Annotated in this window: 23 protein-coding genes; 15 read left to right on the forward strand and 8 right to left on the reverse strand. The window is 57.8% G+C overall.

What is annotated here, in order from left to right:
• Positions 1–11 precede the first annotated feature (11 nt).
• The 3 genes from NDK18_RS15185 to NDK18_RS15195 all read left to right on the forward strand — a co-directional run bounded on the left by NDK18_RS15185 (position 12) and on the right by NDK18_RS15195 (position 1320).
• Positions 12–455: a guanyl-specific ribonuclease gene (locus tag NDK18_RS15185; RefSeq protein WP_250628249.1), complete on the forward strand. Its 444-nt coding sequence runs from the start codon at positions 12–14 to the stop codon at positions 453–455.
• The gene (locus NDK18_RS15190) at positions 452–886 is read left to right on the forward strand and encodes a barstar family protein (RefSeq protein ID WP_250628250.1); all 435 of its coding nucleotides are present in this window, start codon (positions 452–454) and stop codon (positions 884–886) included. Before NDK18_RS15185 ends, NDK18_RS15190 begins: the two co-directional genes overlap by 4 nt.
• 137 nt (positions 887–1023) lie before the next feature.
• Positions 1024–1320 (forward strand): cupin domain-containing protein, encoded by a 297-nt coding sequence (locus NDK18_RS15195; protein ID WP_250628251.1) that lies wholly within the window; start codon positions 1024–1026, stop codon positions 1318–1320.
• Between the two features lie 23 nt (positions 1321–1343).
• On the opposite strand, the gene NDK18_RS15200 is transcribed toward NDK18_RS15195, so the two are convergent.
• The 3 genes from NDK18_RS15200 to NDK18_RS15210 form a co-directional block, all read right to left on the reverse strand.
• A complete protein-coding gene (locus tag NDK18_RS15200; RefSeq protein WP_250628252.1) occupies positions 1344–2114 on the reverse strand; it encodes an SDR family NAD(P)-dependent oxidoreductase in 771 nt (256 codons plus the stop codon).
• Positions 2115–2173: 59 nt separating this feature from the next.
• The gene (locus tag NDK18_RS15205) at positions 2174–3373 is read right to left on the reverse strand and encodes an arabinose transporter (protein WP_250628253.1); all 1200 of its coding nucleotides are present in this window, start codon (positions 3371–3373) and stop codon (positions 2174–2176) included.
• A 68-nt stretch (positions 3374–3441) separates the two neighbouring features.
• Complete coding sequence (locus NDK18_RS15210) at positions 3442–4791, reverse strand: amidohydrolase family protein (RefSeq protein ID WP_250628254.1); 1350 nt, start codon at positions 4789–4791, stop codon at positions 3442–3444.
• Between the two features lie 174 nt (positions 4792–4965).
• Here NDK18_RS15210 and NDK18_RS15215 point away from each other — a divergent pair, with 174 nt between their 5' ends.
• The 4 genes from NDK18_RS15215 (at position 4966) to NDK18_RS15225 (ending at position 8969) form a co-directional block, all read left to right on the forward strand.
• Positions 4966–5868, forward strand: a complete 903-nt coding sequence (locus NDK18_RS15215; protein ID WP_250628255.1) for a LysR family transcriptional regulator — start codon at positions 4966–4968, stop codon at positions 5866–5868.
• Complete coding sequence (locus NDK18_RS19505; protein WP_486644317.1) at positions 5868–6086, forward strand: DUF7832 domain-containing protein; 219 nt, start codon at positions 5868–5870, stop codon at positions 6084–6086. The genes NDK18_RS15215 and NDK18_RS19505 overlap by 1 nt, the downstream gene beginning before the upstream one ends.
• A gap of 572 nt (positions 6087–6658) precedes the next feature.
• Positions 6659–6895, forward strand: coding sequence for a hypothetical protein (locus NDK18_RS15220; RefSeq protein WP_250628256.1), 237 nt, complete (start codon positions 6659–6661; stop codon positions 6893–6895).
• Positions 6896–7226: 331 nt separating this feature from the next.
• Positions 7227–8969: a phospholipase D-like domain-containing protein gene (locus NDK18_RS15225; RefSeq protein ID WP_250628257.1), complete on the forward strand. Its 1743-nt coding sequence runs from the start codon at positions 7227–7229 to the stop codon at positions 8967–8969.
• Between the two features lie 68 nt (positions 8970–9037).
• Here the strand turns inward: NDK18_RS15225 and NDK18_RS15230 are convergent, their stop codons facing one another.
• Complete coding sequence (locus NDK18_RS15230; protein ID WP_250628258.1) at positions 9038–9814, reverse strand: alpha/beta hydrolase; 777 nt, start codon at positions 9812–9814, stop codon at positions 9038–9040.
• 249 nt (positions 9815–10063) lie between these two features.
• Between NDK18_RS15230 and NDK18_RS15235 the strand changes: the two genes are divergently transcribed.
• From NDK18_RS15235 to NDK18_RS15245, 3 genes are all read left to right on the forward strand, one after another.
• Entirely contained in the window at positions 10064–10957 is an 894-nt protein-coding gene (locus NDK18_RS15235; protein WP_250628259.1) for an HD-GYP domain-containing protein, read from the forward strand.
• A gap of 80 nt (positions 10958–11037) precedes the next feature.
• Complete coding sequence (locus NDK18_RS15240; RefSeq protein ID WP_250628260.1) at positions 11038–11574, forward strand: hypothetical protein; 537 nt, start codon at positions 11038–11040, stop codon at positions 11572–11574.
• Complete coding sequence (locus NDK18_RS15245) at positions 11571–11927, forward strand: hypothetical protein (RefSeq protein WP_250626272.1); 357 nt, start codon at positions 11571–11573, stop codon at positions 11925–11927. The genes NDK18_RS15240 and NDK18_RS15245 overlap by 4 nt, the downstream gene beginning before the upstream one ends.
• Before the next feature lie 76 nt (positions 11928–12003).
• Here the strand turns inward: NDK18_RS15245 and NDK18_RS15250 are convergent, their stop codons facing one another.
• From NDK18_RS15250 to NDK18_RS15260, 3 genes are read right to left on the reverse strand one after another with little or no spacing between them, the layout of a single operon-like run.
• Entirely contained in the window at positions 12004–12468 is a 465-nt protein-coding gene (locus NDK18_RS15250) for a hypothetical protein (RefSeq protein ID WP_250628261.1), read from the reverse strand.
• A complete protein-coding gene (locus NDK18_RS15255) occupies positions 12468–13415 on the reverse strand; it encodes an RHS repeat-associated core domain-containing protein (protein ID WP_250626273.1) in 948 nt (315 codons plus the stop codon). The genes NDK18_RS15250 and NDK18_RS15255 overlap by 1 nt, the downstream gene beginning before the upstream one ends.
• A 31-nt stretch (positions 13416–13446) precedes the next feature.
• Positions 13447–18771: a hypothetical protein gene (locus NDK18_RS15260; protein ID WP_250628262.1), complete on the reverse strand. Its 5325-nt coding sequence runs from the start codon at positions 18769–18771 to the stop codon at positions 13447–13449.
• 998 nt (positions 18772–19769) lie between these two features.
• Here NDK18_RS15260 and NDK18_RS15265 point away from each other — a divergent pair.
• From NDK18_RS15265 to NDK18_RS15285, 5 genes are all read left to right on the forward strand, one after another.
• A complete protein-coding gene (locus tag NDK18_RS15265; protein ID WP_250628263.1) occupies positions 19770–20276 on the forward strand; it encodes a hypothetical protein in 507 nt (168 codons plus the stop codon).
• 972 nt (positions 20277–21248) lie between these two features.
• Entirely contained in the window at positions 21249–21629 is a 381-nt protein-coding gene (locus NDK18_RS15270; RefSeq protein ID WP_284691629.1) for a transposase, read from the forward strand.
• A 278-nt stretch (positions 21630–21907) separates the two neighbouring features.
• On the forward strand, positions 21908–23158 hold the full coding sequence (locus tag NDK18_RS15275; RefSeq protein ID WP_250626277.1) for an abortive infection family protein: 1251 nt from the start codon (positions 21908–21910) through the stop codon (positions 23156–23158).
• Positions 23159–23339: 181 nt separating this feature from the next.
• On the forward strand, positions 23340–23600 hold the full coding sequence (locus NDK18_RS15280) for a hypothetical protein (RefSeq protein ID WP_250628264.1): 261 nt from the start codon (positions 23340–23342) through the stop codon (positions 23598–23600).
• Positions 23601–24184: 584 nt separating this feature from the next.
• Positions 24185–24835: a helix-turn-helix transcriptional regulator gene (locus NDK18_RS15285; RefSeq protein WP_345777087.1), complete on the forward strand. Its 651-nt coding sequence runs from the start codon at positions 24185–24187 to the stop codon at positions 24833–24835.
• 13 nt (positions 24836–24848) lie between these two features.
• On the opposite strand, the gene NDK18_RS15290 is transcribed toward NDK18_RS15285, so the two are convergent.
• The gene (locus NDK18_RS15290) at positions 24849–25883 is read right to left on the reverse strand and encodes a LacI family DNA-binding transcriptional regulator (protein ID WP_250628440.1); all 1035 of its coding nucleotides are present in this window, start codon (positions 25881–25883) and stop codon (positions 24849–24851) included.
• Positions 25884–25885: the final 2 nt, after the last annotated feature.

The following is a 25885-nucleotide window of genomic DNA, read 5'->3' on the forward strand; positions in this document are numbered from 1 at the left end:
GAGGAATTTCCATGCGCACCAATCGCCTTCTTCCGTTGGTGGTTCTGATCGCCCTGATCGGCTGGTTCTATTTCAAGCACACGCCGCAAGGCCAGCTGGATACCACGAAGCCCGCGCCGCAAGGGCAGGTGGCTAGCACCCCGCCGGCAAGCAGCTCGGAGCAGGGCGGTTGCCCGGTATTACCAGGTTTCCTGACGCAGGAAGCCCTGCAGACCATCAAGCTGATCGAAAGCGACGGCCCGTTCCCGCATCGCCAGGACGGCACGGTGTTCGGTAATCGCGAAGGCCTATTGCCGTCCCAGGCGAATGGCTACTACCACGAGTATACGGTCGACACGCCAGGCGCCGACAATCGTGGCGCGCGCCGCATCATTACCGGTGGCACGCCGCCGACCGTGTACTACTACACAGCCGATCACTACAGCAGCTTCCGCTGCTTCCAGGTGCATGCATGAATTCCCTGCTCGACATCGACTTGAACGCCGCCGCCAGCAACGGCGTCTTCTTCGTCACCCAGGACGATATCGCCGCGCTTCACCGCAAGGCCCAATCAACCTCGCTACGCACGCTGCCTATCGACCTGCACGCTTGCACCGACAAGGCATCGCTGCTGCGCCACCTGGACGATGCTCTGCACTTTCCGGCCAGCTTTGGCGGCAATTGGGATGCACTCTCTGACAGCCTGCGCGACCTGTCGTGGCTGGGCTCCGAGGGCTATCTACTGCTGATCATGCATGCCGAAACGCTGCGCGACGCCGACGAGGCAGAGTTCGATATCTTCATGGGCATCCTCGACGAGGCCGCCGAAAGCTGGCGTGCCGCCGATGTGCCGTTCTTCGCCTGCATCGCGCTGCCTGAAAGCGCCGCTGACGAAGCCGACGCATGACCGGGCTGGCATTCCCTGCGTGAGTCGCATCGTGGGCATTCGCGCCGCGGGAGCTCGTCCGACCGTTACTGTCGGCACCCCTATATGGCGCGGCGTCATGCCCATCGCTACGATACTGCTTTTCTGGAGGTAGGCTGATGGCGCTGGTCGACTTTGAATCTCTGGCGGCGAGTTTACCGACAGCTTGGACCTCTTCCATCACCGGGCAGGTGGGGCCGGCGCGCATCAAAGTTCTTCGCATGGACGACCAGGCATACGAAGAAGAAACACATGACTACAACGAGGGTCTTCTGGTCATCAATGGAAAGATGCTGCTGGAAGTGCTTGGCGAAGAAGTCGTAGTTACGACCGGGCAGATGTATCTGGCGTTCGCGGGTGTTCCGCATTCGGTACTACCGGGCAGCTATGGCACGTTGGTTATCATCGACATGTGATTCATCGATAAGCGAAGCAAAGGTTAGCCCGGCATTGTTATGCCTGAAATCTCGGCGCAAATGGCCAGCAAACGATCTTGAAGCGCAGAGTCATAAGCCTGCGGATTCGGCTTCATCCGCTTGAGGTGATAGAAATATTTTCCGGTGACTTGCGCCTCTGGGCTGTCGCTCACCGCGAGCCAGGCCTGGGTGAGGTGCGCCTTGTCCATGTCGTCGGGCGCACCAGGTCCACCCATCTTGGTCGGCACCCAACCTGGCTCCAGGGAATTGGACAGAACATCTTTCCAGCGCCGGGCGACAGCGAAGGCAAGCATGGCATCGTGGAGCTTGCTTTCGGAATAGGCAGCTGAGCCGTCCCAGCGACGCTTCTTCCACAGAATGTCGCCCAGTTGGGCATCGACATGATGATGCAAGCCGGAGCTGAGGTAGACCAGTCGCTTAGGCTGCTCAATCAGTGCGGTAAGCAGGTAGGCCGATAGCGTGTTGATCGCGAAGACATGCGGCAAGCCGTCGGAGGTCACTCGGTATCCCTCGCGATACCCCACGGCCGCATTGTGGATAACCGCATCGAACTTCCCGAGTGCGTTGACTTGCGTCGCAACGCTCGTCGCGCCCGCGATGGTTTCCAGGTCGCCGATGACGACGGCCTCCGCCTCGGGCAGGGCACGTGCGGCGTCCTCGGCGCGATTGGCATTGCGGGCGTGCAGGACAACTTTATGGCCTTGGCTTGAGAGCAGTTCGGCCGTCATCAAGCCAAGGCCAGTGGACGAACCGGAAATAAAGATGCGTGACATGTTTCTTTCTCCTGTGACCGATGCCGGCAAGCGATTGCGCCGGCCCGGTCTTTGATGTTTCAACGTTGCGGTGCGCGAACGGTAAGCACAAGACCCGCACCCATAAGCGCGCAGATGGCGCCAAAGAGATAGACGGCGGCGTACCCGAAATGTCCGGCGATGATGCCTGCCGTAGGACCGGATACCCCATAAGCGATGTCGAGAAAGGCGACGAAAGCACCCATGGCACTGCCACGATTGGCCGGCGTCACCCGCTTGAGTGCTTCCACGCCAAGTGCCGGGAATACAAGTGCGCAACCGAGGCCGGTGACGAACGCGCCTATGAGGGCGACGACTTCATAAGGAGCGGTCCACACCATGGCCTGGCCGATCGCCTCGACGACCAACGACCAGAGTGCTACGCGATAGCCGCTCATTCTGTCCGGCAAATGCCCGAGCACCAGGCGCACCAGAATGAAGCCGACGCCGAAAGCCGTCATGACCAGGCCCGCATGACTCCATGTCTTTGCGGCGAAGTAAAGCGATGCGAAAGCAGTGAGACCCGACAAGCCAACGCCCTGCAACATGAGGCCAAACCCCTCCCGCCAGATCTGACCGATGACCCGGTAGAACGGCAGGCGCTGGCCGGCTGAACTTGAGTAGGACTTGCCACGCAGCGCAATCACGGCGGCGATGAGCGGTGCGACGATGCATGCAATCATTGCGGTTCGAAGCCCGTAGGTCTGATAGAGCACCATGCCGACCGGCGCGCCGATAGCGAGCGCTGCAAACATAGCGATACCGGTCCACGACATGGACATGCCAGCGCGTTGGGGGCCCACCGATGCGATCGACCAGGAGACGCAGCCAGTGACGAACTGGCTCTCGCCGAACCCAGCCACAAGGCGGCCGGCGATGATCACGGCCAGACTGATCGCGGGTGATTGGCCGAGCGTTGCCGCAATGAGGTAAAGAACCCCGCCGAATGCGCACACGACCGCGCCCTGGAGAGCAGACCGCTTGCCGCCATGATGATCGGTCAGTCGTCCGGCGTAACCGCGCGTCAGCACGGTGGCGACGAACTGGATGCCGATGACGATACCGACGATGAAATTGCTGAAGTTGAGCTTCTCATGAATGAAAAGCGGAATGACCGGCAAGGGCAGGCCGACGGCCAGATAGCCGCAAAACAGTGCCGCAATAATGCCGGGTGCGGGGCGAGACAGATGAGCCGGCGCTGCCTGAAGCTGGCTCACATCATTTACGGCGGGCGCTGGCATAACAGCCTCCACGAACTCAGTTGATGAGGATCGAGGCGCCGCCGTTTTCCTCCGACGACGCCTTCGAATTAGACCGACGCTTCAGCGTTGGCGGACGTACGGAAGAGGTCCGGGCGATACCCGCTCGCCTTGAGCAGATAGTTGCGGGAAGCAACGACATCAGCAGACAGTTTCGCCATGTCGACGCCCACCAACTTGCCTGCGCGCTTGCGGATCTCACCGGCAACCATCACGGTGTCGACATCCGAGCGTTCGACGGCCTGCACGACGGTGCCGATTGCGTTCGTAACAGGGAAGACCGCGGCACCATCGGTTCGAATCATGATGATGTCGGCCTGTTTGCCCGGGCTTAGCGTGCCAATCGATCCTTCGAGGCCCGCGGCCCGTGCGCCATTGACGGTTGCCGCTTCCAGCACCGCATTCACCGAGATCGGAGCAGGCACGTTTTCTTCATTGTGGAATCGGCGATAGCGCATGGCTGAACGCTGCTGTCCGAACAGAGCGTGCATCTCGCCGAACATGTCGCTACCGAAAGCGGTGTCCAGATCGATGCCAAGCGCGGGCTTCAAGCCGTAGTCGATGGCCTTCTGATAAGCGAACGTCTCGTCATCGAAACCAAACAAGGCATCCGAACGCGGATTGACGGTGATGTTGACGCCTGCCTGCGCGAACAGCTTCCAGGTTTCTTCCGGAACGCGCGTGCAGTGGTTGAAGATGTTGTGCGGCCCCAGCACACCAGGTTGTGCGAATTCCGACGAGAGCTTGGCAAGGTCGCCGATGAACTCGGTCAGGATGCGCATGTCGAGTTCGCGTGCGATTTTCCACCAGTCGAGATTAAGTTGCCCGAACAAGCCAACCCGGACGAGGCCCTCGCCGTGATTCCAGTTGAGCGCGAGACGCTCGAGATCCTTCGGCAAATGTGCTGCCGAGGCCTGTTTGTCCATGGCGGCACCTACCATGTGCAACGCCCGGATGCCCGCGTGATCGAGCGCATCCAGGGCTGCATCGGTATGCTCGGGGGTGCGCGAACTGTGGCAGGCGTCGATGATGGTGGTGATGCCTGCGTCGAGAGACGCGGTGGCCGTGAGCTTCGTGCTCAGATACATGTCCAGCGGGCGGTAGTGCGCGCCCAGTTTTTCGGCAACGACGTCGATGTAAGCAAACAGGTCATCGACATCGGGCATGAGGCGACGCATCACACCGAGCCACGCATGATGATGGGCATCGATCAGGCCTGGCAGGACGATGCTGCCCGCCGCGTCAATGACCTCCGCATCCTCGGCACGGATATCCGGGCCAATGGCGGCGATGCGGTCTCCCTGGACGAGAACGTCGCCGATCGCCAGGTTGGGAACCTTGGCATCCATCGTCAGGATGGTGCCGCCCTTGAATAGGGTATTGCGTGCGAAACCAGACATAGGAAGGTCTCCATGTGTCGATGAGTGGAGCGATCAATCGCCGTGGCGGTAACGGCCTGGAGTCCTTCTGAGCCCTCCGGCGTACCGTTGGGCGCAAAGATAGGTTGTGGCCCATCTTTGATAAAGGTAGAGTCGTTCAAATCATCTTTGCTAAAAATCACGAATGGAGGCCTCATGAGCTTCGACGGGCGGTTGCTTTCGGGGATGAGCGTGTTGGCCGCAGTCGTCGAGGCCGGCAGCTTTAGTCGTGCAGGCGAGGTGCTTGGGCTATCGGCGTCTGGGGTGAGCCGATCGGTCGCGAGGCTCGAAGAGCGGCTGGGCGTACGGCTGTTGAATCGCACAACCCGAACGCTGCACCTTACGGATGAGGGGACTCGCCTGTACGAGCGCGCTGCACCGCATCTAGAAGGCATCGAGGAAGCCGCGAACTTCGCTACAGGGGCCGCCGTGACGGTGCGCGGTGCGCTACGGGTAAGTCTCAATCCCATCTTTGCGCGCTTTGTACTCGCGCCGAAGCTGCCTCTTCTGCGGGAGCGCTACCCAGGACTCGAACTTACGATCTTGCAGCATCCGGATGTCGGCGACCTGGTCGCCGAAGGCATTGATGTTGCAGTGCGCTTCGGACCGCAACCTGCTTCTACGATGTCGTCGCGGCTGTTACTCGAAACGCGAGTGCTGACGGTTGCATCGCCCGCCTACATCGCCAGGCACGGACGACCCAAAACACCATCCAAACTCGCCGAGCACGATTGCATTCAGTACATCGATCCTCGACGTGGCAAACCATTCCCTTGGGAGTTTCAGCGTGGCAACGAGGTACTTCCCGTCGAAACAAAAGGACACCTGACGCTCACCGACGTCGACACCATGGTGCAAGCGTGTGTGGCCGGGGCAGGTATAGCGCAGCTGCTATACCTGGGTATCGAACCTTTGATCGCGAGTGGCAAACTCATCGAATTGTTCCCCACCTGGCCGGGAGAGACGTTTCCGCTTTACATCATGCGACCCTCGCGCCGCCTGGCCCCGGCGGCAGTGGAAGCGTTTTCGGAATTTTGTCGAGAGATCTGTGCGGAATGATGAAATACGACGACGCATCTTGGCACTCGGGCGGCAACTTTCCCGAGGATCTGCCAGCTAGCGCTAGGGTTACTCACACCGAAATGTACGTGGCGTGGGCGTTGCAGTCTGGCCTGGCCGGGGAACTACATACGGAGGGAATGCCTGAAACTCTTCAAAAGCTCGCTGAGCGATCTCTCACGCCGGCTGCATTTTGTGCGATGGGAAGTTCACGATGAAACTATCGTGGCTCTTGCTCATTTACTCGTTCGCACAAGTTGCCTTCGGACAAGCTGTGCCATCTTCCTCCGGACTACCCACTATCGATCCCAGCACCATAACCCCCGTAGACTGGGATCGAAGGCTGGAGAGCGCGCGAGCAAAGGCAAGCAAGACTCGGTATTGCAAAGTCTATCGAGGTCATGACGATCCCGAGGCTCTTCGGGATGTGTGCGCGAAGCTCAAGTTCGTTCGGTCGCTCGCATTGGGGACTCGCACAGACCTGGATTGTCCCGAGCATTTGTCATCGCTTGTAGGATCTAACCTAAGCACGATAAGGGCTGTTTGGGGCAAGCCCGACGACCTCGACCACCCGGCGGAAGGTATGTCTCGTACGCATCTGACCTACGTTCTTGCCAGCCCAAACATCTTCCGTTCCCTCGGTCACTACACGACCATCGATATTTTATCGAACGCCTCGGGGAAAATTGAGAGTATCGACTGTCCAATTCTATTTCGGGGTCGGGACTGATAGCTGGTGAAGCTGAAGGTGAAGTAAGCTTTCCAGCACCGGCAAGTTGGGGGGGGATCGATGTTTGAGGAGGTGGCAAGGACTGTCGGATCAATCGTCAAATATATCGTCGTGGACGTGATTTTGGACTTCGTACTCTTCCAGGTGGGGCGCGGCGCTTTGCTCGCAATCACTCTTGGCCGGTATCCGGCGCGTATCGATCTAGAGCGATCCCGCCGTGGCATTCAGTGGGCCGGCGTTCTGACCCTTATCTTCATTTGGGCGGCTATCGCGGTCTACAACAACCTTCACGACTGATCGAGTGGCATCGGTATGGGCGACTTTCAGGGTGCACCATGCCGCTGGCGTGAATGTGTTGTCCCGCACGCCACAACTGCGCAGGCACATCGCGCACGCCGGCCGAGCGTGCTACTAGACGATTCGCGCGGCCACTAGCCATTCGAACTAGTCGCGCCTTCGCGCAGGCCCCGCAGGAAGATATGACTGGCTCTTCACGCCAGGACTCACTCCCCTACAACGAAAGGCGTGTAGAACTTGCCCCCCGCCCGCGTATATTCGCGCGATGGAGTTGGGTGTTATCGAACCACGTGCTGTGTCCGTGGCTGGATTACATTACTCAGGGGGCGTCATGACTATCCAGGTATCGCTAGTTTCGAACTGCGACGATGCAGTCGTGCTCTGGAAGATTCCGGCATCCATACCAGACTGCTGGGGCTTTGCGATCGAAAAGGAAATGAAGGACGAGAAGAAGGGCGTCGTGCGAACGACGCTTGACAACCGCATGGGCTTTGAACGGGACAAGCCTCGTATCGGTGAACATCGGCCGTCCACCCAGTGGCCGTTCCAGCGTTTCTGGTGGGCAGATTTCACCGCGAACGTGGGCCAGACCGTTCGTTACCGTGTGATTCCGATGGCGCATACCGGCGGAAAACTTCAGGCGCTCATGAGCGATGCAAGCGACTGGACGGATTGGGCGACGTTGTCCGGCGGTACGCAGGATGGTATGTCGTCCTTTTTTAACCGGGGCATGCTGATTTCCCAGTTCATGTCACGCTATCTGGAGGACCTGCGGGTCAAACAGGGACTGACGACGACACGAGAAGCACTGACAGCCTTCAAGGACAGCCTGAAGAATCATGAGGAGCCCATTCGCATCTTCCTTTCAGGCGAATTGCGATTGGCGCTGTTGGACCTTCTTCAAACCGCCAGCAGAAAGAAACAGCACGTTTACGCCGCGCTGTACGAACTGGACGACGATGAACTAGTTTCCGCGCTTTGTGCCTTAGGGGCGCGCGCGCATGTGGTGCTCGCAAATGGGTCAATCCAGGCAAAAAAGGGCGAAGGCGCGGCCAATGCGCGTCGCCGCGACCAGAACAAGGAGGCGCGTGCCCGACTGGAAAAAGCGAAGGTAGACCTGCATGGGCGATTTATTTCTCCCGGGGCGCTTGGACACAACAAGTTCCTGGTGATTGCCGACAGCAAGAATAAGCCGATGGCCGTGTGGACTGGCAGCACCAACTGGACGGGCACGGGTTTGTGTACGCAAACCAACAATGGTTTTCTGGTGAAGGACGGCGAAGCGGCTGCGCAATATCGCGACCAATGGATCCGTCTGCGCGACGCCAAGAACGAGTTCCCTGCATCGTTGGTCGATGCGAATAATTTGCCCGCCGAGTTCAGCGTGGGCAAAAGCAAAGGGCGCATCTGGTTCAGTAGAACGACGAAGCAGGTCGATCTGGCGGCTATCAACGACGTGCTGAACAACGCCAAGGAGGGTGTCCTGTTCTTAATGTTCCAGCCAGGAAACCAGGGCCCGCTCGGAACGATCCGCACGCTGCAGAACGGCAGGAAGCGCCTCTACATCAAGGGCGTTGTCAGCACCCTGCCGAAGAACGATGAGAGCCAGGTTACGGTCAAGGCGGTCAATAGCAGCAAGAGCGTATCCTCGACGCTGGATGTGGTGCAGCCCGAGGGGGCACACCCGTTCGCCAACTGGGCGGCCACCGTCAAGCGGAACGAGTTCCTGACGAAACAGGGCGGGGTGATCGGTTTCGCCATCATCCACTCCAAGCTTATCGTAGTGGACCCATTCACCAACCCGGTGGTTATCACGGGCAGCCACAATTTCTCCGCCAACGCCAGCAAGAAAAACGACGAGAACTTCGTCATCATCGAGGGAAACAAGGAACTGGCGATGCACTACGCCTCGCATATCCTGTCGGTCTATCACCATTATCGCTGGCAGGCCTACGTCAACAATCGGCAGGCCAAAGGCAGCTCACCGACCGGCTACCTGCAGGAAATCGACGCGTGGCAAGCCCCGCAGCTAAAGGGAGATGGTGCGCGCGAAATGGATTTCTGGGTGCGTTGATTGTGCAGGACAGCTTGTGCTGCGAAAAAGAAGGCCCCTTGCGGGGCCTTCATCGTCAGTCCCTGGAACTACTTGGCCGACGTTTGGACGCTCTTTGCGGCCTGCTCGATCACTGACGCGACGACCTTCGGGTTCGACACATAGATGGCATGGCTCCCCTTCGTCTCGACCATCGTGGCATTCGCACGCTTGGCCATGGTGCGCTGTGCCGCCACCGGAATCATGTGGTCTTCGGTCACCACTAGATACCAACTGGGCTTGGACTTCCATGCCGGCTGGGTGATCTTGCCCGCGTAGGCGTTGACGCCCCATGGCACCTGCGAATTGGCCATGAACTGCGCCTTCTGCAGCGGCAGGTCACCAGCAAACGAAGCGGGGAACTTGGCGATATCCAACCCGAGGTAGCCATCCTGCGGCGGCACGATCGGCGGGACTGGCGCACCAGGTGCAGGATTGCTCGTCAACGTCTGGACCGATTCGCCCGCATCGGGCGCAAACGCGGTGATGTACACCAATGCCTTTACGTTAGGCGCGGTACCGGATTCGGTAATTACCGCACCACCATACGAGTGGCCCACCAAAACGACCGGTCCGGTCTGTTTCTCAAGAACCCGGCGAGTGAATGCCACGTCGTCGGCAAGCGAGGCCGTGGGATTCTGGACGATGGAGACTTCGTATCCGTCCTTCTTGAGGATGTTGTAGACGCCTTCCCAACCCGATCCGTCAACGAAACCGCCATGGACCAACACGATGGACGGCTTGGCGTCGGCCGCCTGGGCGGCTACACCGGTCATCACCATCGAGCAACCGACGACGGCGGCCGCCAAATACTTACTGAGTTTCATGGACGAAGCTCCTGCAGCGCGACAAAGAGATGCGGGCAACTGCGCTGTTGCATTGCCCGCATGTGGCTAGCGGTGAACTCCAAACTATTGATAAAGAAAAGGTTGTAGCCCTGTCCGTCTCATTCGGAGCCGAAACCTCACCAAGCTTGCCCGTCTGCATCGTCGATGGGCATCGGTCAAATGTCCGATGCTGCGGGGATGTAACAGGTCCGTAGACTTTCCGGATTCGTCTACGCTACTAATAAGTTCATGCCAACGACTTCCGCCGTGCCCTTGCTTGATGCGATCCGTGCGATCGCCTTTGTCGGCGACCTCGCCATGGGTCAGCCGACAGACCATTCGTTGCGTACGGCATGGATGGCCAGTCGACTGGCGCAAGTGACAGAGGGCTATGAAGACCTGTGTTCGCAGGCGTCCATCATTGCCTTGTTGCGATGGTCCGGCTGCACGGCAAATGCGCATGAGTTTGCGTTTACCTTTGGTGACGATGTCTCCCAACGCCAGTCCCTGCTTGCGATGCAGTCGTCCGACGGAGGCTTCAAATCCGGAACACGCCAAAGCGCCACCGCATTCTTTGCGCTGTCCAGGATTCATTGCGAAGTAGCAGGTGAGATCGGTGATCTGCTTGGCCTGAGTGAAGATGTGCAGTTTTCGCTAAGGCACTTATTCGAAAGCTTCGATGGCTCTGGTGCGCCAGGCGGCCTCGCGGGAGACGCCGTTCCCCCTTGTGTGTATCTGATGTCAGTTGCTGGCGACCTGGAAATTCTCCATCGGCTGTACGGTGTTGAGCGTGCCATCGCGGTGATTCGAGCGCGCGCCGACCGCCAATACCCTGGTCATCTTGCAGAGCGTGCCATTGCAAATCTTCGGCCGTGGTTATTGGAGCTTGAGACCATGCAGACGGCCGGGCATATCGACGGCCTTGGCGACGGCGTGTCTGATCAAAGCGCACCATTGGAAATTCTTGCCGACGTGATTGACTTGAAGTTGCCATGGATGACGGGGCATTCAAGGCTGTCGGCAACACTAGCCCGTAATGCTGCTGAGCAAATGGGGCTTGATAAGGACGCACAAGGCAGGATCTACCGAGCGGGCCTCATTCACGGCATCGCGCTATGTGGTAGCAGCAGCCCCAAGTATTGAAGGGGATCCCTCGCTATCGTTGTTCCATGGGGACCCCAACACCACCATCACTAAAGTGGCTTATCCGTAAGCGGTCACGGGTGGCTGGCACCATTGACCGGCTTCAGTCGCAGCTCGCTCCGCTCAAGGAGCGAGCCGAGAGCATCGCCGCACGCCTCGCCCGTTTAGGGATGCAGGCCGAATCCATGCAGGGGGAGTTGGAGTTCCGCGGCCTGGTCGCCCCCTTCAACCAAAAGATCTGGATCGGCAAGCGCGGCAGCCATTTTCCCCGCGGGCACCTTACTGATGCCATTTGCGAATTTCTAAGCAAAGACCCAAAGCGATGGCAACCTACATCGGCCATCGCCGACTACGTGATCACCACCGGGGGCGGTATCCCAGCCGAGGAACTCAAATCGGCTTACCTCGCCATTCGTAGGCAGATGCGTCAGATGGCTAGGAAGGGTTACCTGGTTCGAAATTGGGACGATGGACCGCGTGAGGCACACGGCGGCTCGTGTGAGGCGGGTTGGCGCCTTTCGTCTGAGTCCATGGAAAGGCTTAAGACGGGCTTATTGAGCCGGCATAGCCCGCCCCCGCATGACAGCAAAGCTTGGAAGATGAGGACATTCAGATGAACAAGTCGTTCGACCACAGCGAGTTTCAATGGGAAATGCTTTCCAGCATGGAACGGGTGGTCTGGGCTGTTGCCTTTGCGAGCGTGGACGGTTCGCCTAAAGCGGCTGTTCGCCGGGCAGACCACATGTTGGACAAGCTGCGCATGGTAGGTACTCGCAGGGCAAACCGACTTGATCCGGAAATCGAAGCCGCCCGGGCGAACATTGAAATCCCAAGGCACGAATTCGACATCTGGTACCGGACCTGCCTGCGCATTCGGCACCCAAACGGCCGTCGATTCAAAGCACCCACCGACGAGGAATACGAGGCAGCCTATAGCCGTTTCATGCAAGGCCGGGTTGCCTATTACTAGGAGTGATAGGTAGACCCACGACCGGCATGCCGAATGTGCAGGCCACAGCGACGCGAAGGAGATCCTACTCACCCGATCAAAAAGTCCGATCGTGGACAACCTCATCACATCCATAAGGCAGTTTTGCGTGGAACTTAATATAGTCAGCTTCGCCCATGTTTTCTCGACGCTTCCGCTGTACAGCACGCTCTTGCACTTTGAGCTTCACAGGCGTACACGATGAAGGCATTACATTCAGCCAGACGTCGCCGGTATGCCTATTCACCTCGAGATATGCTGGGCTCTCTGGATAATCATCCCAATGCACTTGATATCCATAGAAGTCGAGATCTGGCTCTCCGGTCTTTTCTAACGAGAACGGACCTGACGTTTTGCTCCGCTTCGCCTGCACAATTGGCGTGATAAGTTGTCGTGCTTCCTGATCTGTGAGGAGAGGGACCGAGCCTAGTCGGCCAACATGTTCCTCACGGGTTTGTGCGCAAACGGTATTTGAAAGTGCCGATGCAAGTAGAGCGAAGAAAAAAGCGGTAGGTGACCTCATCATTTCTTCCTCCCCTGAATGATCGAAACAGCGTTTTCTACGCTATGAAATGTGCCGACAAAGTCTTTCACGAATTTGGGTTCTGGCTTGTTTGAGTCCATGTTTATAGCGAAATGGTGTTTCTGTTGAAGTACACGCGCAATCTGTTCCGGATCGGTCAGGCCGCGAAGATCTTCCTTCCCATGAAGAAATGCCTCTGTAGCGTCGATAAAACTTTTGAATTTCAACACCCCTTTTTTACCGCTGCCTGTAATCATGACATCGTGTCCGCCATAAGAGCCGTTTTTGTCGGGATAGATTTCCATGCTGTAGAACGCGTTACCGCCAAGGGCAAATCTATTTGCTCCCCAAGTTGATTCGAGCCCACCGAGGGCTAAGATCATTATCATCGAAGTTCCGTAGCGCTTCGACTCAAGCTGCGCATCCGAGAGATGGGCGGAAACGTACGCCATGACGTTCATGGCGGGCATTCGCGTCGGATTCTTCCGATCAGCCGAGGGGCTAAGCGCGTCGTTGTTTTTTTCGTGGGTATCGTGTTCGTCTGATGTCTCCTGCCCATTGGGGTCAGTGAAGCGAACCGGATTTAGATCTGCGAAGGCGAATCGACTAAAGCTCGTTATATCTCCAGTTTTCGCTGCCTCCGGATCGGTACTGAGGAATCGCCCTGTATCCGGGTCGTAATAGCGTGCCTGCATGTACACGAGGCCGCTAGAAGCATCGCTTATTTGTCCTGTGAATCCCACTCCGTCTGGAGGCGCACTGTTAACCTCGGAGCCGAAAGGTTTATAGTCGTACGTGGTTGTTATGGTACCGGCAGAGTTTGCTTCTGCAATCGGTGTGCCTTGGCTATCCGTGTACACATAGGTAACGTTACCAGCGACGCACCATTGACTGACCGCCATCGCGAAGCAGGCCGGCAGAATAGCTAGAAGCTTTCGGCTGTTCACACACGTCATCCGTAATGTCATGTCTATGGCCTCAGTTCGAGTTTACGTAGATCTGTGCGTAGCCGCTCCAAGCCGAGCAGCCGCTTGCATTACAGGCGCGCTCGCGGAACTTAACTATTCCGGTGCCATAAACAAAGTTGTTGTATCCGCAAATATTGGTGATGGGCTGTGGCGTCGTTGCATTGGGGAGCGTTTCTTCGGTGTTATAGGACGTGGCCCCTGCGACGCTCGAACAACCAACCAACACGGTCACCTTGTGATTGGACGTGTTTTGCGAAATGGAAGGTATTGCAGGCACGCCTGGAACGAGCAAGACCGAAACAGCGGCGCTTGCCGTCAGGCCGCTACATCCACTTGCATTACACGCCTGTACGCTAAATACGTAGCTACCCGATGATGACTCAACAGGAGAGGCTGATGTCGCGCCGCCTTGATAGGCAAGAGAGTAGCCGCCTCCGTTAAGCTGCTGGTAAAGGTTGTAGTACGAAGCAGTCGCGGCACCTGACCAGGTCACACCGACCGTCCCAGTACTGGAGCCGGGCGCCGATATCGAAGCAGGCGCCCCAGGAGGAAGTAAAACTGTCACCGTTCCTGTGCCGCTAAAGGGTCCACAGCCACCGGCATTGCATGCTTGCACCCGATACGCGTATGCCCCGTTTGGCTTGCCAGAAATCGGGCGGCTAAGCGCAGCACTCGTTTGCAACACAGTCCATGCACCGCCGTTCACCTGCTCGCTAAGCGCGTATGAAGCCGCAAGCGGAACCGTGCTCCAGGAAACACTATAAATACCGTTCGCGCTAGTTGACGGAACGCTCAGGGTCGGGCCAGATGTGGGAGGATGAGTAACGGTGAGGGAGGAATTCCCGGCTACCCACCCCTGGCATCCGTATGTGTTACACGCCTTTACGTGGAACTGGTATGTTCCGTCTCCAAGACCTGAGAGCGAGAAGGACGTAGACGCTCCGCTGTAAACCTGACTCCAGGTAGAGCCTCCGTTACTGCTTTGCTCGACAGTGTATGTAGTTGCGAGCGTGGCGGACGACCATGAGAGCACCGCAGACCCATCGGCGCTTGTTGCGGGAACTGCAAAGGTCGCGGGTCCGGTCGGAAGTACGCCATACGTGGTGTCCACAGTAACCGTCGAAACGGCCGACCAACCGCGCGTGCCATAGGCGCTATTCGCGCTCACCTGATAGCTGTACGTCCCAGATGTAGTCCCGGGGCGACTAATGCTCGTCGCTGGGGTACCCGCCGCGATGGTGGTCCACGCACCATTGCCCAGTTTCTCTTGGACGTCGAAGCTGGTAGCGGTTACCGGTGTGGACCACGAGACGTTGTAGGTGCCGTTGATCGTCCCCGTCGGCGCTGTAACAGTCGGTAAAGTGGGCCGAACTCCAACACCTATAGACGATGTAAAGGGCCCGCACGCACTGGACGTGCAGGCTTGCACTCGATAGAAATAAGTGCCGCCCTGTTTCCCAGCAATTGATGCGGTAAGTGCGGCGCCTGATGAAACAGATGACCAATTAAGCTGATCCGTACTCTCTTGAAGCGTGTAAGTAGTTGCGGTCGGAACGCCGGGCCACGTCGCGGTGAAGGAGCCGTTGTTGGGGTTGGCATCGAACGTGAGACTGGCGGGGGCCCCCAACTGGGGGTTTTCATCTCGTGCGATAAGCCGCGAACCGAGATAGATATAGTCGATAGAAGTGCTCTGCCCCGCGTTGAATTGATACAAGAGCGTGCCGTTACTGGTGTAAAAGTAATATTCGGCGGAGCCCCCCGTCAGCGTTTTCGATACCCGGTGTCCAAATGCATCGTATTGGTACGTCTCTGACGCTCCAAGCGAGATCAGCTGATTCTTCTTGTCGAAGCTCAGTGTGGTTCCACCCCTTGTCGTAACGTTACCAAGCGGGTCATACGTGTACGATCCGCCCGCACTCGTTGAGTGAAGCAGGTTATCCGCACCGTAGGTGAACGTTACCGCTCCTAAGGCCCCTGAACGCGAGACAATATTGTTTACGGGGTCATAGACAAACGCCTCTGACCATGAACCTGGACTCTGGGCATCCTTTAAGCGACCAAGTTCGTCGTAGTGAAACGTCCTACTTCTCGCCGTACCTACACGGTCAATTACAGAAAGCGTGTTTCCGACATTGTCGTAGGCGTAATCCTCGCTAATCTCCAGGGTCGTACCACTTCCGTAAGTGAAGTTCTTAAGCAGAAGTCGCTCGTTCTGTTCCTGTGTGTAGAGTTCTCCGTTACCGTACGTGAAATCCGATAGAGTCCCATCGGGGAAATAGTGCACGGCGCTGGCATACGCGCCCACCTGCGTCGGTCGTCCGAGATCGTCCGCCGCGTAGTAGACGCTCGTCTGGTTCGGGTAGTCGAGATAATTGAGGCCGCCAGCTGGCGTGTACCGGTATCCGACCTGCCAAGCCTGCTGACCATCAATCTGAAGGGCTTCGGTCGAGATCTCCCCGAGCGAGTTATAGGAGGCTGACCAGTGCGTGGCACCCGAATCAGCCTGTGTCATGTGGCCAGCAGGCGAATATAGGTAAGTCGACGACTGCGTGCCTGGCGGCGCCGCGACTTGGTGGAGTCGATTCATCCCGTCATAGGTGTAATCAGTTGCGCCTGCTGGCTCACTTGATAAGCACCCGGTTCCGGGCGATCCGCCCCGAGCCAGCCAGGCAACGTTTCCGGCTGCATCGTAGCCGTAGAACGTGCTTCCCGATTCTGGGTCGACCGACCGGCATAACTGATAGTTGGAGTCGTAGTAAAGGTGCCGCGTCACATCGGCACTGACTCCGTTATAGGTACCGTACTGATGAATGTCGTGCGCGAATCCCCAGATGTCTAAGGTGATCTCATGTATAACGCCGTCTGGAGCCGAGACCGACTTGGATTTCCGATCGTCAGGCTCGTCGAAGGCTTGGTAAGTCGTCGTGGTGACGGCACCGTTAGGATCGGTAGTTTGCTCCACCAAGTTCGAGAGGTATTCGTTGGTTGTTACCTGTGTAATTCCAGGCTCGGCCGTAGTGCGAGCCTGACGCGTGACTCGGCCTAGTACGTCGTACTGAGTGGATGATCCAGCCGATGCGAGTGTTGCATCATTCCACGCCGGGAAACCTGCTCTAGGGTCAGATTGAAAAATAACCCGTCCTGCCCAATCGTAGTCGATGCGCACCGTGGATGACGGCGAACTGGACCCGACGACGAATTTATCAACGAGAATCGGACGCATGTGAACATCGAGGTAGGAAACGGTACTGCTTTGGCCGCGACTTTCGGTTCGTACCCAATGGTTAGCTGGAATCCCCCGTTCGGCTGCAACGGAAAACGAAGAAGTACTTACGTCATCCGCCCAGGCCTGAGCGGATGCGGGGTATATCACGCGGCTTAGGTTGCCCAAGTCATCATACGACAGGGAGACGGTGTTGGATTCTGGGTCGGTCGCGCTGGATAGGCGGCCTAGATCATCAACTGCGGATGTTGCATGTCCTCCATCCGGGTAAGTCACGCTGAGCGGCTTTCCGTCCTTCCATGCAGTCCCATAGGTCGTGGAGTGAAGGCCATCAGACATCGTTGCGAGCGTGCCGTCAGCGTTGTACGTAAACGATTGACGCAACTTTCCATAGGCATATCGATTGGTGGGAGCTCCGGTCGCCGCGCTGTAATCAACACGGTCTGTCTCAGTTCCGTTGACTGAAGTAGAGGCAACCTGGCCGATTAGCCATAGGTTCTTGTTATCTACGTAACTCGTTGCGTCGGTCCGCGTGAAACTCGCGGAGTTTGATTTCACTACCGATAGCGGGCGCGCCATGGCATCGAATGATTGCGCCACCCACTGGAACGTGGTCTGGTCTTGCGTCAGCGTAACGGTTGATACAGGCGCGAATGCCTGCCCTTCCTTATCACAGCGATTACAGGGCGATTTCCCGATAGTTGCCGGATAGGGCTGTCCCGTCGGACTCTGGTAAGTAATTACCTGACTGCGTTTGGTGCCGGAAGCGTCTCCAACGTCGACTTCGAGATCCATGCCTTCGTTAACGTTGTACTGATTGCTGACTATATGGCTTTCCCAGCTTCCGTCCGGATTTGTGACCTTGATCGTCCTGGTAACTGGGCAACCAGACGCATCACAGGTCGCTTTCCAGCTCGCGTTTGCCGGGCCATAGTCATAGTTCCATATTTGAGATGACGACAGACCAGCGCCGTCGATCTGCTTCTTATCTAGCGATACTGCGTCTATGACATTAAATTCGGTCGCGTAGGAATCGCCGCCTACCAAGTAGCTGCAGTTCATGGGGACGTTCGATCGCCCGTGTCTACGCCCGGTGAATGTGAATGTACCTACCGCACCCGAAGGATGGTGTATTACGGCTGTTGGAGATCCCGAGGCAAACGACGGTGGGTCCGCGCAGTCCGAGTGAAGCGAGTACCCGCTTATGGCGTTGTGAAGAGTCGTGAAATCATAGGTCCACGAATGAGCCAAATCCGGCAGCGTGACCGTCGACAGTGCGTTCTGAGCGCCATAGCTGTATGTCCACTGCTTTCCGCCCGCGGTTACCGTACTTACTCTCCCCGATGTGTCGTACGCGAGACTTATGGTTCTCCCATCACTTGACGCAATCGTCGTTAGATGCCAAGGGTTTGCAGCGTCATATGAGTAATTGACGTAGTTTCCGAAGCGATCTTCTATGTGTGTAGGAAGAATCCATTCTTCGTTGCGATTGAGCGTGGAGTTGCATCCTCCCGTGCAGACAGAATAGGGCTTGCTCAGAGCGGTATACGCTCGCTTTACGAACCAGTTGAAGGTGTACTTGATTCCATCCGGGCCGTGAACGAGAAATGCCTCGCCAGGAACTCCATTCGCCGTGCTGGGCAAACACGAGACCGTGTATTGGTCAGGTGTGACCCAATATGTGCTGTTTCCATCTGTCGGCCGATTTCCATTGGCCGGGTCGATAACCATAAGCTTCTTATCCCCTTCTCCGGGGATGTAGAGGCTGTTACCGAACCAGTACTCCGCCGACGAGAAGGGGTACGCCGGCGTACCATTGGCAATTGGCGGCGTACCGAGCAGGTAGTTGCTGGGATCTACGGAACATCGATTGTTGGGTGCCCCGCTTGTGCTAACCGTCCAGCCGCTTGCGGTTCCCATGTCGGCAAATACGCCGTGCAGGTGTGGGATCTCCAAATCCCAGTCACCAAAAACTCGTGGTGCGAACAGTGAGAGGTTGTGCCCTTCATCATGCACGACGTATCGCCGACCTACTTCAACTGGTAACGCATTGTTGCCTGGAATACTTACATCGATGTTCTTAAACTCCGTTTCCCCGGTGTAGAGGGTCACGGACTCTCCAAACAGGTCATTTCCTAAGGCTGCCGGGCGGTCCCCGGGCTGCACCAGTACGCCTGCGTCTCGCCCAACGGGGGTCGACTGTGCAAGGCAATTTGCAGCCGACGAAATGAGTCCCATCGCTAGGAATGACAAGAGATAGCGGCGCATAAGTTCCCTCTTTGAGCCAGAAGAATGTGTCTTGAATTCGGCGCGCGAACGCTATCTGGCGAGTGCCGCAATGTCGCAGGAAAACGTCGCCCAACGGACGTACGAGTCCCTTCCAACTCAGATAAGTGGATGCGGATCGCAGGTCTTGGTTGCCCCTGAAGCGGACGCTAACGTAGGACCGCTTCTGAACGCAATAGGATTTAGGTAAAGGACAATCACGGCGAAGTTGTAGGAAAACTCCTACGCCGCAAGTTCTTGCGGTAGCGATCGCCATTGACTCGGCCGGTTGGCGCTTGAACTCATCTTGCTTTTGAGAACCGCGAGGTTTTCGATCTACCGCAATGCAACGGCGCCGCGCGGCCCGGCATTGTTCCGTTGTAGAACCCTGATGCGACCCAGCGTTTTATATCTAACTGGACGAATGAAGTATCCATTGCTGAAGCTCACTATTTTGCCAGGTCGATCCATTTCATTTCCCATTGGGCACGGAAACGTCGCGCTCCTAGCAATTGGGCAAATCCACTCACATCGTGGCTTACGGTCGAGCAGCCTGCGCTACCCCCATCCCCCACGATTCGCTCTCGTTCCGTCTGACTTTCCACGTAGGCCTTTGCCGCTTCGTATGCAGGGGAATGCCTACATTAATACGCGACACCAACCCTATGGCTTTGTTTCATCTTGCGTTGAACCCGGTTCGAAACCGGTAGTAAGGATCAGAACGCCAGATCAGCGAAAACATAGCCCTAAAGTTTCCCCATGGGCCGCCGTTACGTGTCGGTATTTCGCTCTGTACCCGCTTTAGACGGAATGCCCTGAACGCACTCAACTATGGAGATTTGCTCGTGAGAGGAGACACCACCGTAACCCTGGTCCCCGTTACCTGGTACTACGCAGGTCGGGCGTTGCTCTATCTGATTTTGCTTATGGCGCCCGTCGCCGTTACCGGCTGGATTGCCGATCTCTTTCCGGCCTCGGTACACCCCGTATCGGAGTTTTTCGGTGGGGTCCTTGTCATGCCACTGCTTTATTGGGGCCTGTACGAGACGCTCCGTCGCATGGGCGCCAGGTCGCAAAGTTTTATCTACCTGCTGGTTCTTATGTTCCTCGTTATGACGGTCACACAGATTCACTCCGGCGCCACAGGTGGTGGCTGGCAGCATTGGATATCCGGCCTGATGATGCTTGCCTATGCGTCTGGTTTCGCATGGATCGCCTGGCGTGGTTACAAGGCAAACCAGAACGACGCGCATGCCGTGTATCACGCCGAGACGGAAGAGCAGATCAATATCCATACGCAGGCGATTCTGCGGGCCAAGGAGATTGAGCAGAGGCAGGGTAGCGGCGGTTGAGAGAGGGTGCTGATCGTCGGTCAGGAACCAGCGAATCAAAACGTGGGGCTAGAAACGGGGCGCTGCGTGATGACGCTGGCGTCCCTACCGTCCCCAGTTGTAAATCCGGGACTTTCGGGACCTGAACTCTTGGCTGCCAGGGCTCGGTCCAGTCCGTCATCGGCAAGGAAACTATAGGTGGGCGACGCCCGCTGTTACCGCGTGGACGACGCGGTCCAGTGATGCATGAAGTGAGTGTGGGTCCCGCGGCTCCTGGCCCATCAAACGGATATACACGCGCCTGAAATGATGAGCCAGATCTGCTTGTGTCCATCCGTCTTCGAGCAATCTCTGAATGGCCACCCGACGAAGCCCCGAGGCTGTTAGTGGCGGGGATGCGGTGCCGGCCTTTAGATGCAGGTTGCCAACGATGGTAGCGATCCGAGATGCGGTGAGTGGTCGATCCGACTGCTTGGGTGTGATGGCGTATATGCCACGAGGTCCCATCGCTCGAAGCGCTTTCCAGGCATCCTGGATTATCGAAGGAGCCCACGTCCATTCGAATCTCCCGTTGCGGTTAGGCAGTCGAACCCGCAGCGTTCCGGACATCAGGCGCACGTCGCGTGAACACAAACCTGCCAACTCACCTGGCGTGGCTCCCAACCATGTCACCAGCCCGATGATGAACTGCTGGCGAGCGGAAGCGTAAGACGTCAGCGGCACCGTCGGGACTGATAGATCGGACGGCGGACATCCCCTGACGTCGTCGGGCGACTGAGGGGGTCGCCATCGCCGAATCGCCATCGCTGCAGTAGCGGTGGCCCGGTCCTCAGTCGCCAGCCAGAGGACAAATGCCGCCAGAATACGTCGGGCTTGGTTCAACGAGGACGGTTTCAGGGGTTGTCGGATGCCAAGTAGGACAAGCAGTTCCATGTTGTTCGACGCTAACGCCTCGAGGTAACGCGTGAGCGCTGGGGGAGCGCGCCCGGCTCCATGGTCATGACTGATGAGAGCAATGCCTTCAGCGGACTCGCTGCCTACCATGATCACTATGTGGTCTGTCACGCCCGGGAGATGTGCACGTCAGAGGGCGTGAACAACAACATGTCCGAGACCTTCAACAGCCGCATGCGTCGTGCTGAATACGGGGTGCACCACGGTTATCGCCCTAAGTACCTCCAGGACCGCGCCTCGGAGAGTGCCTGGCGTGAGAACTGGCGGCGCGCCTCGCAGCGCGAGCGTGTCGAGGAGATTCTCAAGATCTGGCTGACTTCGCCGCATTCGAAGTGGTGGCGCGGCTATTGGCAGGGTAATCATCGCGACGGTGAGCTGACGCTGGACTACTTCGTGAAGCGCCAGAAGCGTGCCTTGTAGAACGCGGCCTGGAGGCGGAAACCTACGTCGGCTTCATTCCGGTAACTATGTAATAAACGGAACGAAGCCACTTTCGTAGGACGGGGGTCGGTACAGGGGTGGGCGAGAAGTCTCGCCTACCCCCGAAACCGAAGTCGAAGAGGCAACGCAAACTTATAGGGGCCTCTTTCCTTCGGCGTGGCTGGGCTTTGAGCGCAACCCCGGACGAGGAGTCTCACGTTCCGCTTGGGGAGTCCCTATCATCGGCACATTGACTGCCGGCGGCGACGAGGTGAGCAATGGACGCAAAGGGCTTGGATGCGGTTTTAGGGACAGTCCACGATTTGCTGATTGCGGAAGATATGAACGAGGCCGCGCAGCTGGTGCGAGCCTTCCCAGCGCGAGCCGAGCAGACGGGTTACGACAACTGGAACGGCGGGACTGAGCTTTGGGAGGTCTACTTCGATGTCCCGCCCGTCGACTACTCACGCCTTGGGGCTCGGCGTAGCCAGATCGAAGAGCAGATCACAGCAAGACTAAAGGTTGTCCTGGAGTCCGAAACGCAGGATTGGTACTCGGCAAAGATCGTTCCCCTAGTGACTCATTCAAAGGATTGGCGTGCCGAGAGCTCGAACCTTCCAAGAGAGGTCCGGGTAAACATTATTGACGGGTTGCGCCTGGAGAACGTGCACTGGCAGGGGCGGTTGGACGATGTCGAATTTCTGAATCGGCTCTACGACCTTCAGAAGCTTCCTTCGCACGACATCCGATTCCCGGACGCGGCCGGAGACATCTGGCAGCACTGTATAAACAACGATGACTGGGATACCTACTGGGTATTTTCTGATGAGAGATTCGGGCTGGCTGATGGATCGGCGGACACGTTTCTTCGGTTCCTTTGTGAGACGGTCCACCCAGTAGTCCGCCCCGAACGTGACCAGGCGATCAAGATAGTCTCCCACTACAACGATCAGCTGAAGCCGATTGGTTGGGAAATCCTCGAGGAGGAACGAATCGGTGGGCGCCCTAGGTTCGCGTATCGTCAACTCGATCAACACGGAAAGCGAGCAGTATCACGCGCTCGCACGGTCGCCGATGCACTAGACGCGGGTTGGATGGCCAAGGCTATCGAGCGAATGGAGCGTGCGATTGACACTGATCCGGAACTAGCCATCGGAACTGCGAAGGAATTAGTTGAATCTTGCTGCAAGACTATTTTGACTAAGCGCAAAGCCGAATTTTCGAGGGGCGCCGACATTAACGACCTCACGAAGTTACTGGTGAAAGAGCTCAAACTTGTCCCAGAGGACGTCTCGGACCAAGTCAGAGGCGCAGAGAATATTCGCCTTATTCTGCGAAACCTCACCCAACTTACCCATAACTTGGCGCAGCTACGTGGCCTCTACGGCACGGGCCATGGCAAGGATGGACAGCATCGTGGTCTCCAGGCCCGGCACGCTCGGCTGGCGGTGGCTTCCGCAGTGGCATTCATCGACTTTGCTGCAGATACATATCGACACCGGGAGGAACTGATGGTGCCGATGGTGTAATCGCCAGATTGGTGCCGGGAAAAAAGGGATCATAGTGACGCAACTAGAGCTGTTACTCATCGAGTCTGCCAAACGTTCCGCCGGGGGCGGCGCTTGAAAAGGTGGGTGGTCTCGCGGTCGACTACCATCCATTAGCGGCTCCTGTTCCACTGGACCCACCCGAGGTTGACGGAGAGGTTAGATGAATTTCTGGGACGTCCACAGCTGGGGTTTCATCGTCGCCATGTGCATCTTTCCGCGCTTAACGTTGCTGTTCAGCAGCGTCGTCAGCGGCGGCGTCCTCTGGTGGCTAGGTTGGTTGATCGCTCCTCGGCTCATGGTCGCAATCCTCGCGACTTCGGCCTACTGGGAGACGAACCCGGTGCTGGTCTCGGTGACTTGGCTCTGGGCGCTGATAGGCGAGGGCTTGGAAAAGGGGACGGTCGCCAATGCGAGGGACTAGGGCGTCGTGGCCATGCAATTTGAGCTATTGCTCGTTGAATCGCTAAGTCTCCAATAGGCGACGAAGGATCTACCTAGCAAGTCTCTCTGGCTGCTATCCCAATGTCTTTCGATAATCCCGCGAGTGAATAAATATCGCAGTCTTCCTCGGACAATACGCCTAACCTTAACGACGTCAGTGGCCCTTGGTGAAAGGCTGGACACCACGACGTTCGCGAGTTCGACTGTGCTGCACGGCCTCGGAGACTCCCTCCTAAGATGTGTAAGAACACTTCGCGTCAGTTGGCCATAGCGAAGGAGTGGGGCGTTGTAATGAGGCCGGACAGGGACGATGCGATCGGGCTCGACTTTGATCTCATGTAGTCCAAGCACCTCATCTAACGCATCAAGAGTCTGCCTGTGCTTCGAGATCATGTCCTCAATGGTCAATATCTCCTTCTTAAGTGCCTCAAGCTGAAGCTGAAGCCGCCTGGTAAATCGATGTAATCGAACAAATTTCTGCAGTTGGTATCGGCGTTTCATAGTCCTTACGATATCGATGGTCGACGACCGTGGCTTGGGGCCGCTGCTACCACATAGCGCGGCATCGGACGAGCCGCCGTGCCAAATATGCTCTGGGACATGCCGGCCGGCCTGCCGGAATCCGCATGGGAACGTGTGCGCCTCGTACCTTATTGGACGTCGCGGGCAGGAAGGCTATTGCGGTCCCTGGAGAAGGAAATAGGTATCGCGTCATTGGCATTCGAACGCCTGGACGGCTCGGGTTACTTCCGCGGTTTGGCGGGCTCCGAGATCGCCCTTGAAGGCCGGATACTTGCCGCCGCCGTGGCCAAGGCCGCGCTTGGACGCCCTCGACCCTGGCGTAGCGCCTATCCCGAAGACCAGGTGCGGGAGCTTTTATTCGAGGAGTCCCGGAAAGGGCGCCTGGATAGCGGCGCGGTACGTGCACTCTTCCCAGAAGCTTCGCCATCCTCCTGGGTGGGAGCACCTGCCGCCGCCGCTCCAGCAATCATGGCGGACGACAATACGCCTCTAAGCGAGCGCGAAAAGGAAGTCTTGCGCTACATCAGCCTGGGGGAAAGCAACAAAGTGGTTGCGCAGAGGCTGTCGATCAGCCCGAGCACCGTGCGATCTCATGTTGAGAGCGTCTTCAGGAAGCTTAGGTGCACCACACGCGCGGCGGCCACATTGAGAGCCGTGCAACTGGGGATTCTTGACCCGACGAAATTTCGATAGAGAGTTCTTGGGACTACTTGCGAATCGGCGCCGTCGACCCGCGCACCACCAGCTCCGGACTGAAGCCCTCATTGCTGATCTCTCCAGCAATACCGTGCGCCTCACGCTCAAGCTCGGCGATCAACCGTCGCGTCGCATGCCTGCCGATGTCGGTGGTGGCCTGCCGCGCGGTGGTAAGCGCCGGCCAGCTTTGCTTGGAGAACGGGCTGTCCTCGAAGCCGGCGATGGAGAGCTCCCAGGGCACGTCGATGCCGCCGGACTTCGCCGCCGCCAGCACGCCGGCGGCGATCTCGTCGTTGGAACCGAAGATGGCCGTGGGGCGATGCTCGAGTGCCAGCAGTTTGCGCGCACCACGGAACCCATCATCGAAGGAATAATCGCCCTCGACCACCAGCTCGTTATCCAGCGGCATGCCATACGCGCGAAGCGCGTCTTCATAGCCCTGGTAGCGCTCCGGGCTGGAGCGGTGGTGCTTGCCACCCCACAGGAAGCCGATGCGATGGTGCCCCAGCTGGATCAGGTGCTCGGTAATGGCGTACGCAGCATCACGGTCGTCGACGAAGACGCAGGGGTAGCCGTCCTTTGGATCCTTGCGCGCGGAAATGATGCGCACGAACGGGATCTTTTCGGCGGCCAGCGTCTCGATCAGATCCTTCTGCTCGGACATCGGCGGCGCCAGCACCAGGCCCGCCAGACGCGAACGCCGCACCAGTTCGCATAATTCCTCGACCAGGGTGGGCGAGGTGGAATCGCATGGATGGATCTGCAGGCCGAAACCGCGCTCACGGCACACCGACAGCACGCCGTTCTGCATGCTGATTACGTAGTGGGCGTTGGGGTTGTCGTATACCAGGCCAATGGCCCAGGCCCGGGTGCCGCGCAGGCTCCTTGCTGAAGGATCCGGCTGGTAGCCCAGGGCGTCGATGGCGCGCTGGACCTTCTCCCGCGTGCGCTCGTGGACGGAAGGCTCGTTGTTGATCACCCGGGAGACGGTTTTGAGCGAAACGCCTGCCTTCTCGGCAACGTCCTTGATGGTCGGACTGCGCACCC

Origin of the sequence: Pinirhizobacter soli (assembly GCF_015905305.1) — a bacterium.
GTDB lineage: Bacteria > Pseudomonadota > Gammaproteobacteria > Xanthomonadales > Rhodanobacteraceae > Pinirhizobacter > Pinirhizobacter soli.

Excerpts from the sequence above, each read along its gene's own strand:
- NDK18_RS15185 (WP_250628249.1), top strand. The coding sequence starts at position 12 with ATGCGCACCAATCGCCTTCTTCCGTTGGTGGTTCTGATCGCCCTGATC.
- NDK18_RS15190 (WP_250628250.1), top strand. The coding sequence starts at position 452 with ATGAATTCCCTGCTCGACATCGACTTGAACGCCGCCGCCAGCAACGGC.
- NDK18_RS15195 (WP_250628251.1), top strand. The coding sequence starts at position 1,024 with ATGGCGCTGGTCGACTTTGAATCTCTGGCGGCGAGTTTACCGACAGCT.
- NDK18_RS15200 (WP_250628252.1), bottom strand. The coding sequence starts at position 2,114 with ATGTCACGCATCTTTATTTCCGGTTCGTCCACTGGCCTTGGCTTGATG.
- NDK18_RS15205 (WP_250628253.1), bottom strand. The coding sequence starts at position 3,373 with ATGCCAGCGCCCGCCGTAAATGATGTGAGCCAGCTTCAGGCAGCGCCG.
- NDK18_RS15210 (WP_250628254.1), bottom strand. The coding sequence starts at position 4,791 with ATGTCTGGTTTCGCACGCAATACCCTATTCAAGGGCGGCACCATCCTG.
- NDK18_RS15215 (WP_250628255.1), top strand. The coding sequence starts at position 4,966 with ATGAGCTTCGACGGGCGGTTGCTTTCGGGGATGAGCGTGTTGGCCGCA.
- NDK18_RS19505 (WP_486644317.1), top strand. The coding sequence starts at position 5,868 with ATGAAATACGACGACGCATCTTGGCACTCGGGCGGCAACTTTCCCGAG.
- NDK18_RS15220 (WP_250628256.1), top strand. The coding sequence starts at position 6,659 with ATGTTTGAGGAGGTGGCAAGGACTGTCGGATCAATCGTCAAATATATC.
- NDK18_RS15225 (WP_250628257.1), top strand. The coding sequence starts at position 7,227 with ATGACTATCCAGGTATCGCTAGTTTCGAACTGCGACGATGCAGTCGTG.
- NDK18_RS15230 (WP_250628258.1), bottom strand. The coding sequence starts at position 9,814 with ATGAAACTCAGTAAGTATTTGGCGGCCGCCGTCGTCGGTTGCTCGATG.
- NDK18_RS15235 (WP_250628259.1), top strand. The coding sequence starts at position 10,064 with ATGCCAACGACTTCCGCCGTGCCCTTGCTTGATGCGATCCGTGCGATC.
- NDK18_RS15245 (WP_250626272.1), top strand. The coding sequence starts at position 11,571 with ATGAACAAGTCGTTCGACCACAGCGAGTTTCAATGGGAAATGCTTTCC.
- NDK18_RS15250 (WP_250628261.1), bottom strand. The coding sequence starts at position 12,468 with ATGAGGTCACCTACCGCTTTTTTCTTCGCTCTACTTGCATCGGCACTT.
- NDK18_RS15270 (WP_284691629.1), top strand. The coding sequence starts at position 21,249 with ATGGTCATGACTGATGAGAGCAATGCCTTCAGCGGACTCGCTGCCTAC.
- NDK18_RS15275 (WP_250626277.1), top strand. The coding sequence starts at position 21,908 with ATGGACGCAAAGGGCTTGGATGCGGTTTTAGGGACAGTCCACGATTTG.
- NDK18_RS15280 (WP_250628264.1), top strand. The coding sequence starts at position 23,340 with ATGAATTTCTGGGACGTCCACAGCTGGGGTTTCATCGTCGCCATGTGC.